Origin of the sequence: Variovorax boronicumulans NBRC 103145, from assembly GCF_001591345.1 — a bacterium.
Classification (GTDB): domain Bacteria; phylum Pseudomonadota; class Gammaproteobacteria; order Burkholderiales; family Burkholderiaceae_C; genus Variovorax; species Variovorax boronicumulans.
This window is the reverse complement of the sequence record NZ_BCUS01000158.1, coordinates 1-11,973: the sequence shown is the minus strand read 5'-3', so window position 1 is coordinate 11,973 and position 11,973 is coordinate 1. Positions and strand designations below refer to the sequence as shown.

Sequence of the window (11,973 nt, the reverse complement as noted above, 5' to 3'; positions counted from 1 at the left end):
GCCCGAGGCGCTCAAGCGCGGACTGGCCAGCCTCGACGAGCAGGCCGTGGTCGCCTGCGGCTTCGAGCGCGTGATCCTGCTGCGCTCGGCGCGCAAGCCGGCCGACGTGCGCCTGGCCAACCTCGGCGAGCGGCTGGCGGCCTGGATGCTGTCGATCATGCGGTTCATGGTGCCGGCCAACGAGCAGCCGGTGCGCGCGCCGAAGATGGCCGAGCTGGTCGACCTCGCGCTGCGCGTGGCGCCGCCCGGCGTGCACGTGGCCGCGCCCGAGATGGTGTGGCAGGCCGCGCAAGGCGCCACCGAGGCGGCGGCGCGCGCGTGGCTGATTCCGGCGTCCGCGCCCGAAGCACCCACGGCCGGGGCGCCCGTTGCCACATCGCCGTGACATGGGCAGGGCAAAATCCGGCCTACCCCCTTCGCTCTCGCCCTTCACCGCCATGCCCAAGACCCCTTTCCGCGCCGCCGCGGCCATCGGCGGCACTGCCGACGATGTCGAGGCCGCCTTCTATGAAGCGCTGCAACGCGGCGATGTCGATGCACTGATGGCCTGCTGGGCCGACGAGGACGAGGTGTTCTGCGTCCACCCGGGCGGTCCGCGGCTGGTGGGCGCGGTGGCGATCCGCGCGGCCTTCGAGCAGATGTTCGCCAACGGCGCCATCCATGCGACGCCGGCGCGCGTGCGCAAGATCGAGTCGCTGGCGAGCGCCGTGCACAACGTGCTGGAGCGCATCGAGGTGCTCACGGCCGAGGGGCCGCGCCATGCCTTCGTGCTGGCCACCAACGTGTATCACAAGACCGCGCAGGGCTGGCGCATGGTGGCGCACCACGCGAGCCCGGGCAGCGCGCGCGAGCCGGACGACGCGAACGATCCACCGCAGGTCCTGCACTGAGTCCTGCCCCGAGCGATGGCCTCTCCCTTTCCTTCTTCCTCTTTCTCACCGGATTCCGCGTCGCCCGTTGCCTACGACGCCATGGGCTACGACGCCCCGCGCTGGCTGCCCGGCGGCAACCTGCAGACCATCTGGGCCGCGCTGTGCGCGCGCCGTTTCGACGGGCCGGCGCCGGTGTACCGCCGCGAGCGCTGGACCGCGCCGGACGGCGACTTCATCGACGTCGACTTCGTCGATGCGCCGCAGCCCGGCCCCCGGCCGCTGCTGGTGCTGTTCCACGGGCTCGAGGGCTCCTCGCGCAGCCACTACGCCGAGGCCTTCGCGGCCTTTGCCGCCGCGCGCGGTATGGCTTTCGCGGTGCCGCACTTTCGCGGCTGCAGCGGCGAGCTGAACCTCGCGCCGCGCGCCTACCACTCGGGCGACCACGAGGAGATCGACTGGATCCTGCGGCGCATGCACGCGCAGCACGTGGTGCAGGGCGGCGGCGGGCCGGTGCTGGCGGCCGGCGTCTCGCTGGGCGGCAATGCGCTGCTGCGCTGGGCCTGCGAGGCGGGCGAGAGCGCGCGGGCCTCGGTCGACGCGGTGGCGTCGGTGTGCGCGCCGCTCGACCTGGCGGCGGGCGGCGAGGCGATCGGGCGCGGCTTCAACCGGCTGGTCTACACGCGCATGTTCCTCGCCACCATGAAGCCCAAGGCGCTGGCCAAGTTGGCGCAGTTCCCGGGCCTGTTCGACCGCGACCGGCTGATGGCCGCGCGCGACCTGTATGACTTCGACGACGTGTTCACCGCGCCGCTGCACGGCTTTCGCAACACCGACGACTACTGGGCGCGCGGCTCGTCCAAGCCGCTGCTGGGCGCGATCCGCGTGCCCGCGCTGGTGGTGAACGCCCGCAACGACCCCTTCATTCCGGCCCGCAGCCTGCCGGGGCCGAAGGAGGTCGGGTCGCACGTCACGCTGTGGCAGCCCGCGGGCGGCGGCCACGTGGGCTTTCCGCTCGGGCTGCCGCCGGGGCACGTGGGCGGAATGCCCGAGCGCGTGGGAGGGTGGCTGGCCCACCACCTCTCGTCGACGCGGGCGCAAAATACGGCCCATGGATGACATCGTCAAACAGGCATTGGCCAAGTGGCCGAACGTGCCGCACTGCTACGGCTGGCTCGGCCTGGACGCGCGCGGCAACTGGTACATGCGCGACGACCGCACGCAGGCCCAGGGCCCGTTTCGCAGCGCCAAGGGCTCGATGCTGCGGCACGACAAGCTGATCGACTTCATCCACCGCAACTACGAGCACGACGCCGACGGCCAATGGTTCTTCCAGAACGGGCCGCAGCGCGTGTATGTCGAGCTGGAGGCGGCGCCGCTGGTGTGGCGCGTGGCGCAGCAGGGCGCGGGCGCCTTCACGGTCACGGCCCACACGGGCGTGCCGGCCGAGGTGTCGGGCTGCCTGCTCGACGAAGAAGGCCGGCTCTATCTGGTCGCGCCGGCGGGGCTCGGGCTGGTGCACACGCAGGACGTGGGCATCGCCGCCGAGGCCGTGGAGCAGGGCGTCTGGACGCCGGAGCCGGTGCGCGCGGCCGACCTGCCGGGGCGCTTCGGGCATGTGCTGAGCCCAGCAGAGCGCCATGCAGGCGTGGCTGTATAGCTATTGAAAAGATAGCAACCCGGATCGTCCGGGCGTAAAAAAACCGGCCTGAGAGCCGGTTTTTTCATGGGCGCGAGGCGCCGTCGATTGCTTACTTGGCAGGCGCGCTGGCCGCAGCCGACGCACCTTCGGCCGGCGCGGCGGCCGCTGCCGGACGGTCCGGCACCGGGAACTTGGCGCCACCGGCGTTGGCCAGGTACACCACGGCACGGCCGATTTCGATGTCTTCGAAGTCGCCGCCGCCCTGAGCGGGCATGGCGCCCTTGCCCTTGAGCGCGTGCTCGAGCAGCGTCGCATAGCCCTGGCCGATGCGCGGGCCCCAGGCTGCGGCGTCGTTCAGGTGCGGGGCACCGGGGATGCCGGGGGCGCCGTGGCAGGCCACGCACTGGGCCTTGAACACGGCATCGCCAGCGGCCAGCGGCCGGTTGGCGTCACGGATCTCGATGGAGCCGACCTTCTTGAGGCGCTCGGCCACTTCACGGTCGCGCGATTCCTTGGTCACGCCGTAGAGCGCCATGTTGTCGCCCTCCGCGGTACCGGCGGGCTTGGTGCCCGAGACCACATAGGACACGAGGCCCACGATGATCAGGATCGGAATGATGAAAGAGAAAAATACCGCGAGCAGCAGTTGCTTCGGGTTCTTGATCGGGCCGGTATGGGCTTCTTCTGTGGCCTGGTTGTGCGGGTCTGCGCTCATGGCGTCCTCAATAACGGGGGGCTCGTCGGGGGCTTTTTCTAACCAACCGGCGATTATAGAGAGGCCCTTTGCCCGCGCGGGCAATTGACCTCTCCATATCGGACGCGCAGGTGTCTCAACCGTTGTTGCGTGTGGCCCAGCCGCCACCCAGCGTCTTGTACAGCGTGACCTGGTTCTGCAGCTGCAGCAGGCGCGTGGCCACCGCCGATTGCTGCGCCGTGAACAGCGAACGCTGTGCGTCGAGCAGATCGAGCGCGCTGGCGATGCCGTTGCGATAGCGCAGGTCGGACAGCTTGTAGCGCACCGCCTCGGCGTCGGCCTGCGCGGTCTGCGCGCGTGCCTGCTCGCCCAGCGTGGCGCGGCCCGCGAGTGCGTCGGCCACTTCGCGGAACGCGGTCTGCACCGACTTCTCGTACTGCGCCACCGCGATCTCGCGCCCGGCCTTGGCCGAGTTGAGCCCCGCGATGTTGCGGCCCGCATCGAAGATCGGCAGCGTGACCGTGGGCGCGAAGCTCCAGGCCTTGGTGCCGCGGTCGAACAGGTTCGAGAACTCGCTGCTCGCGGTGCCGATCGAGCTCGTGAGCGACACGCGCGGGAAGAAGTTCGCGCGCGCCGCGCCGATGTTGGCGTTGGCCGCGATCAGCTGCTGCTCGGCCGCGCGGATGTCGGGCCGCTCGGTCAGCAGGTCGGAGGGCAGGCCGGCCGGCACGTCGGGCATCGGGCGGATGCCCGCGAGACCCTTGGTGCCGCCGGCGGTGGCCTCGGCCGGCACCGGCGCGCCGAGCAACAGCGCGAGCGCGTTCTCGTCCTGCAGGCGGGCGCGCTGCTGCTGCGCATAGGCGGCGCGCGCGGTCTCGGCCTGCGAGTTCGCGGCCTGGAAGTCGATCTCGGACGACACGCCGTTGTCGAAGCGCAGCTTGGTCAGGCGCACCGACTCGTCGCGCGTGACCATGGTCTGGCGCGTGATCTCGAGCAGCTCGTCGTCGGCCAGCAGCGTGAGCCAGCCGCTGGCCACGGCCGCGATCAGGCTGATCTGCGCGGCCTTGCGCGACTCTTCCGTGGCCAGGTACTGCGACAGCGCCTGGTCCTTCAGCGCGCGGATGCGGCCGAAGAAGTCGAGCTCCCACGCGGTGAAGCCGAAGTTGACAGCGTACTGCGAGGCCACGCTGCCTTGCGTCGGATCGATCGCCTGGTAGGCGTTGGGGCTCGAGCGCGAGCCCGTGCCCGTGAGGCCGAGCGCCGGGAACAGCGCCGAGCGTTCGATCTGGAACTGCGCACGCGCCTGCTCGATGTTGAGCACCGACACGCGCAGGTCGCGGTTGTTCGCCAGCGCCGTCTGGATCAGGCCCGCTAGGCGCGGGTCGGTGAAGAAGTCCTGCCAGGGCAGGGCGGCCGCGGCGGGGCCCGACGGCTGTGCCGGGTCACCCGGGTAGGTCGTCGGCACCGGCGCCGCGGGGCGCTCGTAGGTCGGGATCAGCGAGCAGCCCGCCAGCAGCATCGCTGCTGCCAGCACGGTGGGGATCAGAGGTTTCTTAGTCATGGTGTGTGGTATCTCCCGTGATGCCGGCAGCTGCCGCATGCCGCTTGTCGGCCTCGTGCTGGCGCGCGCTGCCCTTGAACAGCGTGCGCACCACCACGAAGAACACCGGCACGAAGATCACGGCCAGGACCGTGCCGGTCACCATGCCGCCGAGCACGCCGGTGCCGATGGCACGCTGGCTCGCCGAGCCTGCGCCCGAAGCCAGGACCAGCGGCAGCACGCCCAGGCCGAAGGCCAGCGAGGTCATGATGATGGGACGGAACCGCAGGTGCGCGGCCTCGAGCGCGGCCTCGACCACGCCGCGGCCCTGCGCCTGCAGGTCTTTCGCGAACTCGATGATCAGAATCGCGTTCTTCGCGGACAAGCCGATGATGGTGATCAGGCCCACCTGGAAGTACACGTCGTTGGAATAGGCGCGCAGCATCGTCGCCACCAGCACACCCAGCACGCCCAGCGGCACCACCAGGATCACCGACAGCGGGATCGACCAGCTCTCGTACAGCGCGGCCAGGCACAGGAACACCGCCAGGATCGCGAAGCCGTACAGGATCATGGCCTGCGAGCCGGCGAGCTTTTCTTCACGCGACTGGCCGGTCCACTCGAAACCGAAGCCTTGCGGCAGCTGGCCGGCGAGCTTTTCCATCTCGGCCATGGCCGCGCCCGTGCTCTGGCCCGGCGCCGCGTCACCGCTGATGCGGATGGCGGGGTAGCCGTTGTAGCGCACGGTCTGCGTGGCGCCCGAGACCCACTTGGTGGTCGCGAAAGCCGACAGCGGCACCGGTTGGCCCTTGGTGTTGACGGCGTTCAGGCGCAGCAGGTCGTCCGGCTGCATCCGTGCCGGCGCATCGGCCTGCACCACCACGCGTTGCAGGCGGCCGCGGTTCGGGAAGTCGTTGATGTAGCTCGAACCCAGCGAGGTCGACAGCGCACTGTTGATCGCGTCGAAGCTCACGCCCAGGGCGTTGGCCTTGTCGCGGTCGATGTCGATCTCCAGTTGTGGCGCGTCTTCCAGGCCGTCAGGGCGCACCTGCGCGAGGATCTTGCTCTGCGAGGCCATGCCCAGCAGCTGGTTGCGCGCGTTGATCAGCGCCTCGTGGCCCGCGCCCGCACGGTCTTGCAAGCGGAAGCTGAAGCCGCTGGCGTTGCCCAGTTCAGGAATCGGCGGCGGGCTCAGCGGGTAGATGAAGGCGTCGCGGATGCCCGACAGCGCACCGAAGGCACGGCCGGCCAGCGCGCTGGCCGAATTGGCCGGGTCCTTGCGTTCTTCCCAGTCCTTCAGCGTCACGAAGGCGAGGCCCGCGTTCTGGCCCTGGCCGGAGAAGCTGAAGCCCATCACGCTCACGATGCTCTGCACTTCAGGCTGCTTCAGGATGAAGCCTTCGACCTGTTGCATCACCGACAGCGACCGCTCCTGCGTCGCGCCCGGGGGCAGCTGCACGTTCACGATGATGTTGCCCTGGTCTTCCTCGGGCAGGAACGAGCTCGGCAGGTGCGTGTAGAAGTACGCGACGGCGCCGATGATCGCGGCGTAGATCACGAGGTAGCGTGCGGCGCGGCGCAGGATGCGCGCGACCACGCCTTCGTAGCCCTTGGCCGTGCGCGAGAAGCCGCGGTTGAACCAGCCGAAGAAGCCGCGCTTCTCATGGTGGTGGCCGGCTTCCACCGGCTTGAGCAGCGTGGCGCACAGCGCCGGCGTGAGCGACAGCGCCATGAAGGCCGAGAAGCCGATCGAGGCCACCATCACCGCCGAGAACTGGCGGTAGATGTTGCCGGTCGAACCCGCGAAGAAGGCCAGCGGCACGAACACCGAGATCAGCACCACGGTCACGCCGATGATGGCGCCCGAGATCTGCTGCATCGCCTTGCGCGTGGCGTCGAGCGGCGACAGCCCCTCTTCGCTCATGATGCGCTCGACGTTCTCCACCACCACGATGGCGTCGTCCACCACGATACCGATCACCAGCACCATGCCGAACATGGTGAGCACGTTGATCGAGAAGCCCAATGCGAGCAGCGTGGCGAAGGTGCCCAGCAGTGCAATGGGCACCACGATCGTCGGGATGATCGTGTAGCGCCAGTTCTGCAGGAACAGGAACATCACCAGGAACACCAGCGCGATGGCTTCGAACAGCGTCTTCACCACTTCGGAGATCGAGATCTGCACGAAGCGCGAGCTGTCATAAGGAATGTCCCACTTCACGCCCTTGGGGAAGTAGCGTTCCAGCTCGGCCATCTTGGCGCGCACGGCCTTGGCCGACTTCAGCGCGTTGCCGGTGGGCGTGGGCTGCACGCCGATACCGACCGCGGGCACGCCGTTCAGGCGCGCGGAGGTGGCGTAGTTCTGGCCGCCGAGTTCGACGCGTGCCACGTCCTTCAGGCGCACGGTCGAGCCGTCGGTGTTGGCGCGCAGCACGATGTTCTGGAACTGCTCGACGCTGTTGAGCTGGCCGTTCACCGTGACCGTGGCGGAGATCGCCTGGCCGGGGATGTTCGGCAGGTCGCCGAGCGTGCCCGAGGCCACCTGGGCGTTCTGCGCACGGATCGCGGCATTGACGTCGTTGGCCGACAGGTTGAAGCCTTGCAGCTTCGCCGGGTCGATCCAGATGCGCATCGCGTTCTCGGAGCCGAACAGCTGGGCCTGGCCCACGCCGTCGATCCGCTGCAGTTCCGGCACGATGTTGCGCGCGGCGTAGTCACCGAGCGCCACCGGGTCGAAGTCGGGGTTGTCCGAGGACAGCATCGCGAACAGCAGGAAGTTGTTGCGCGACTTGTCCACGCGCACGCCCTGCTGCGTCACGGCCGAAGGCAGCCGCGGCGTGGCGCGCGAGAGCCGGTTCTGCACGTCCACCTGCGCGAGGTCTTCGTTGGTGCCGGCCTCGAAGCTGATGGTGATGGCGCCGGTGCCGTCGGCCTGGGCCACCGATTCCATGTAGATCAGGCCGGGCGAGCCGTTCATCTCGCGCTCGATCACGGACAGCACGCTGTCCTCGAGCGTTTGCGCGGAGGCACCGGGGTAGGCGACGTTGATCACGATGGCCGGTGGGGCCACCGGCGGGTACTGCGAGATCGGCAACTGCGTGATGGCGACGCCGCCCACCACGATGATGAACAGTGCGATCACCCACGCGAAGATAGGTCGGTCGATAAAGAATTTGGCCATGCGAGGCGCTCCTGATTACTTCTTGTCAGCCGGGGCCGAAGCCGGGCTGGCGGCGGGTGCCGCTGCGGCAGCGGACGCTGCCGGTGCCGCGGGTGCAGCCGCGCCGTTGGGCGTCGGCTTTTGCCAAGGCACCGCCTTCACGGGCGTGCCGGGCGGCATCATCTGCAGGCGCTGGAAGCCGTCGACCATCACCTGTTCGCCAGCCTTCAGGCCGTCGAGCACCACCCACTGGTTGTCCTTGGCGGCGCTGATCTTCACGGTGCGCTGGCTCAACTTGCCGTCGGCGCTGACCACCGTCACGTGGTCGCCCTGCTGGGTGCGCGTGACGGCCTGTTGCGGCACCGTGATCGCGTTCGTCACCTGGGCCTGCTCGAGCTTCACGCGCACGTACAGGCCGGGCAGCAGCTCGCCCTTGGGGTTCGGGATCTCGGCGCGCAGCGTGACCTGGCCCGTGGTCGGGTCGACCGTGAGGTCGGAGAACAGCAGCTTGCCGTCCTGCCCGTAGTCGGTGCCGTCTTCGAGCACCACGCGGATGCTCGCGGCTTCTTCGCCGCTGGCACGCTTGTACTGGCCGGCGGCCACGGCGCGGCGCAGCTTGAGCACGTCGGAGGCCGACTGCGTGAAGTTCACGTACAGCGGGTTGATCTGCTGCACCACGGCCAGCTCGGTGGCGTCGCCCTGGCCGACCAGTGCGCCTTCGGTGACCAGCGCGCGGCCGATGCGGCCCGCGATGGGCGAGGTGACATCGGCGTAGCCCTGGTTGATCTTGGCGGTCTGCAGCAGCGCGCGGTTGGCGGCCACGTCGGCGTCGGCCGTCTTGGCGGAGGCCACGGCGGTCGCGTATTCCTGCTTGCTCACGGCGTTGGCCTCGACCAGCGGCTTGTAGCGGTCGGCCAGTGCCTTGGCCTGCACGGCGTTGGCTTCGGCGCGGGCCAGGGCGGCCTGGGCGTTCTGCGTGGCGGCCACCAGCGGTGCCGGGTCGATGCGGAACAGCAGCTGGCCGGCCTTCACGTCGCTGCCTTCGCGGAACTCGCGCTTGAGCAGGATGCCCGGCGTGCGGGCGCGCACCTGGGCGATGCGCGAGGCTTCGAGGCGGCCGGGCAGCTCGGTCACGAGGCCCACGTCGGTGGGCTTGACCGTCACCACGCCGACTTCAGGCGCCGGACGGGCGCCACCGCCACCGCCGCCCGGTCCGGCCGGGGCCTCGCCCTTGCCGCAGGCGGCCAGGAACAGGAGGGAGACGAGGGCCACGGTCGCGAGACGCGGCGAAAACGACAAGGACGGTTGACGCGAGACATGCAGAAGAGGCATGTGATTCCTTTGATGCGAAGACGGGAGATGGCGCGTTTGCGGGAGAGATCCGTAAACCAGCACGGGCAGGTGGGCCATCCGAGAAGCGCGCTAGTTTACATACATTCATGGATGTATAGTGACAGCCATGCAATGGCCCCACGATACGCAAAGGGCGTTCGCTTTACAAATCAGGAGACTTGGTGGCACGTCGTACGAAGGAAGAAGCACTGGCGACGCGGAATCGATTGCTCGATGCCGCGGAGTTGCTGTTTCAGGCGCAAGGTGTTTCGCAGACCACGCTGCAGCAGATCGCGCAGCAGGCCGGCGCGACCCGGGGCGCCATCTACTGGCACTTCAAGGACAAGGCCGATCTGTTCAACGCCATGATGGAGCGCGTGATCCTGCCGCTGGAGACGCCGCCCAAGAGCGACATCCCCGGCGATGACCCGCTGGTCGAGATCGAGGAAGGCCTGATCCACGCGCTGACGCTCATGGTCGCCGACCCGCAGGTGCGGCGCGTGTTCGACATCGCGACCCACAAGGTCGAGTACACGCATGACATGGCCTCGGTGCAGCAGCGCCACCTGGACGCGCGCAACGCCTGCGTGGTCGATTTCGAAAAGGCCCTGCGGCTGGCCGCGCGGCGCGCCCGCATCCGGCTGCCGTTGCCGGGTGCGGTCGCGGCGCAGGGCATGCACGCCCTGATGGGCGGGCTGATCCAGAACTGGCTGCTCGACCCCACGGCCTTCGACCTCGTGTCGACCGGCCGGCGCACCTTCCGCGTCTACCTGGCCGGGCTCGGTTTCCCGCGCACGCCGGCCGGTGGCGTCCCGACGGCGCACGACGCGGAAACCGCCGCGGCCTGATAGGCCATAATGTGTGGCTCCGGTGCTTTGCGGAGCACCTCTCTCGCTGTATTTCAACGGATAGAATTCGGCCCTCCGAAGGCTGAGATCCAGGTTCGATTCCTGGCGGCGGGACCACCTTCAAGACCGGAAATTCCGCAAGGGCTTCCGGTTTTTTCACTTCTTCCCCGACCCGGCCCGGCCTTGCGCGACAAGGCCGATCCGGAGATCCGCGCGACCGGGCCGTGACACGCCGTTGCACCCTGTCACCCGGACGCACGCATGTAAAAATTCCCCGCATGATGGAGCTCTCCGAACTGGACGAAACCAGCCTCGCAGCACACGCCGCCGAATGGCGTCGGCGCGCGCTGCGCGGCGAGAAACAGGCCCGCGGCATCGCACATGCCCTGGAGGCCGAGATGCGCCGCCGCTTCGGCGATTCAATTCCGCCGAGCCAGAGCGCCGACCTGGACACCCGCCCCCTGGCGCTGCGCCAGCCGCCGCGCCCGTGGTGGAAGTTCTGGTGAGCCGGCCGCGCGCCTTCGTCGCCTGATCTGACATCCCTCGCAGCCGGTCATCGGTTGCAGCGCCCCGCCGGCCCTGACACCATGGCCGCATGGCATACCAACTTCATTACTGGCCCACGATCCAGGGCCGCGGCGAATTCGTGCGGCTCGCACTCGAGGCCACGGGCGCCGACTACGTCGATGTTGCGCGGCTGCCCGCCTCGCAAGGCGGTGGCGAGTCCGCGCTGGGCCGCCGGCTCGGCGACCCCGGCAACCCGCGCGCCGCGTTCGCACCGCCGTTCCTCGTCGACGGCGACATCGTGGTCGGCCAGACCGCCGCGATCCTGCTGTACCTCGGCCCCAAGCTCGGGCTGGCCGGCATCGGCGAATCCGACGGCCTGTGGACCCACCAGCTGCAGCTCACCATCGCCGACGCGGTGGCCGAGGCGCACGACACGCACCACCCGATCTCGACCGGCGACTACTACGAAGACCAGCGCGACGCGGCCCTTCAGCGTGCGCGTGCCTTCCGCGAAGCGCGCATCCCGAAATTCCTGAACTGGTTCGAGCAGGTGCTGCAGCGCAACCCTTCGGGCGACCTGCACTTGGTCGGCGACGTGTTGACCTATGCCGACCTGTCGCTGTTCCAGCTGGTGGAGGGGCTGCAGTACGCCTTTCCCAAAGCTGCCGCGCGGGCGCTCGACGCCACGCCCGCGGTCGTGAGGCTGCACGCGAACATCCGGCGACGCCAGCGCGTGCACGACTACCTGCGCAGTCCGCGCCGCATCGCGTTCAACGAGGACGGGATCTTTCGGCGCTATGCCGAGCTGGACGGCTGAGGGCTAGGCGCCGTCGTCGTCGTCGTCGGCTTCGTTGCGGATGCGCAGCGCCAGCTCGTACAGCGTGTTGCGCGGCGCGCCGCTGATCTCGGCGGCCAGCTTTACAGCGGTCTTCACGGGCAACTCCGCCAGCAGCAGGCGCAGCACGCGTTCGCCTTCTGCACCGCCGTCGCCGCTCACCGCCACGGGGTGCAGCACCAATGCGAACTCGCCGCGCGTGCGGTCGCGGTCGGCGCCGAACCAGTCGGGCAGCGCGCTGGCGGCCACGGTGGCGATTTCTTCGAACTGCTTGGTGAGCTCGCGGCCGACGGTGATGCGGCGCTCGCCGAGCACGGCCAGCGCGCGGGCCAGGCTGTCGATGCGGTGCGGCGCTTCCAGCAGCACCACGGCGCGCGGCTCCTGTGCGAGGGCCTGCACGGCGGTGTCGCGCTCGCCGGCCTTGCTCGGCAGGAAGCCCGCGAACACGAAGGCGCTGCTGTTGTGCGCGTGGCTGCTCTCGCCGCCGTCGGCCACGAGCCCGGCCGCGCTCACGAGCGTGATGACGCTGCTGGCGCCCGGCAGCGG

At 69.3% G+C, this 11,973-nt stretch carries 11 protein-coding genes, 1 tRNA gene and 1 pseudogene; 8 read left to right on the top strand and 5 right to left on the bottom strand.

Annotated features, from left to right (window positions below; genetic code table 11):
- The 4 genes and pseudogenes from VBO01S_RS32840 to VBO01S_RS28515 all read left to right on the top strand — a co-directional run.
- Positions 1 to 385, top strand: a pseudogene (locus VBO01S_RS32840) (hypothetical protein); the annotation flags it as partial.
- Between the two features lie 52 nt (positions 386 to 437).
- Positions 438 to 890, top strand: a complete 453-nt coding sequence (locus tag VBO01S_RS28525; protein ID WP_062481770.1) for a YybH family protein — start codon at positions 438 to 440, stop codon at positions 888 to 890.
- Positions 891 to 971: 81 nt separating this feature from the next.
- Positions 972 to 1,988, top strand: coding sequence for a YheT family hydrolase (locus tag VBO01S_RS28520; protein WP_062481767.1), 1,017 nt, complete (start codon positions 972 to 974; stop codon positions 1,986 to 1,988).
- Positions 1,981 to 2,529: a DUF2946 family protein gene (locus VBO01S_RS28515; protein ID WP_062481765.1), complete on the top strand. Its 549-nt coding sequence runs from the start codon at positions 1,981 to 1,983 to the stop codon at positions 2,527 to 2,529. Before VBO01S_RS28520 ends, VBO01S_RS28515 begins: the two co-directional genes overlap by 8 nt.
- A 91-nt stretch (positions 2,530 to 2,620) precedes the next feature.
- Here VBO01S_RS28515 and VBO01S_RS28510 read toward each other — a convergent pair whose 3' ends face one another.
- From VBO01S_RS28510 to VBO01S_RS28495, 4 genes are all read right to left on the bottom strand, one after another.
- The gene (locus VBO01S_RS28510) at positions 2,621 to 3,226 is read right to left on the bottom strand and encodes a c-type cytochrome (RefSeq protein WP_062481762.1); all 606 of its coding nucleotides are present in this window, start codon (positions 3,224 to 3,226) and stop codon (positions 2,621 to 2,623) included.
- A gap of 115 nt (positions 3,227 to 3,341) precedes the next feature.
- The gene (locus VBO01S_RS28505; RefSeq protein WP_062481759.1) at positions 3,342 to 4,766 is read right to left on the bottom strand and encodes an efflux transporter outer membrane subunit; all 1,425 of its coding nucleotides are present in this window, start codon (positions 4,764 to 4,766) and stop codon (positions 3,342 to 3,344) included.
- A complete protein-coding gene (locus VBO01S_RS28500) occupies positions 4,759 to 7,926 on the bottom strand; it encodes an efflux RND transporter permease subunit (RefSeq protein WP_062481757.1) in 3,168 nt (1,055 codons plus the stop codon). The genes VBO01S_RS28505 and VBO01S_RS28500 overlap by 8 nt, the downstream gene beginning before the upstream one ends.
- A gap of 15 nt (positions 7,927 to 7,941) precedes the next feature.
- Positions 7,942 to 9,237 carry an efflux RND transporter periplasmic adaptor subunit gene (locus VBO01S_RS28495; protein ID WP_062481754.1) on the bottom strand — a complete coding sequence of 432 codons (1,296 nt, stop codon included), beginning with the start codon at positions 9,235 to 9,237 and terminating at the stop codon, positions 7,942 to 7,944.
- A 179-nt stretch (positions 9,238 to 9,416) separates the two neighbouring features.
- Between VBO01S_RS28495 and VBO01S_RS28490 the strand changes: the two genes are divergently transcribed.
- The 4 genes from VBO01S_RS28490 to VBO01S_RS28475 all read left to right on the top strand — a co-directional run bounded on the left by VBO01S_RS28490 (position 9,417) and on the right by VBO01S_RS28475 (position 11,409).
- On the top strand, positions 9,417 to 10,085 hold the full coding sequence (locus tag VBO01S_RS28490) for a TetR family transcriptional regulator (RefSeq protein ID WP_062481751.1): 669 nt from the start codon (positions 9,417 to 9,419) through the stop codon (positions 10,083 to 10,085).
- A 42-nt stretch (positions 10,086 to 10,127) separates the two neighbouring features.
- A tRNA-Arg gene (locus tag VBO01S_RS28485) sits at positions 10,128 to 10,202 on the top strand.
- Between the two features lie 161 nt (positions 10,203 to 10,363).
- Positions 10,364 to 10,591, top strand: coding sequence for a hypothetical protein (locus tag VBO01S_RS28480; RefSeq protein ID WP_062481748.1), 228 nt, complete (start codon positions 10,364 to 10,366; stop codon positions 10,589 to 10,591).
- 89 nt (positions 10,592 to 10,680) lie between these two features.
- Complete coding sequence (locus tag VBO01S_RS28475) at positions 10,681 to 11,409, top strand: glutathione S-transferase (RefSeq protein ID WP_062481745.1); 729 nt, start codon at positions 10,681 to 10,683, stop codon at positions 11,407 to 11,409.
- Between the two features lie 3 nt (positions 11,410 to 11,412).
- Here the strand turns inward: VBO01S_RS28475 and VBO01S_RS28470 are convergent.
- On the bottom strand, positions 11,413 to 11,973 hold a 561-nt coding region (locus tag VBO01S_RS28470; protein WP_255221230.1), incomplete at its 5' end, for an SAM-dependent methyltransferase.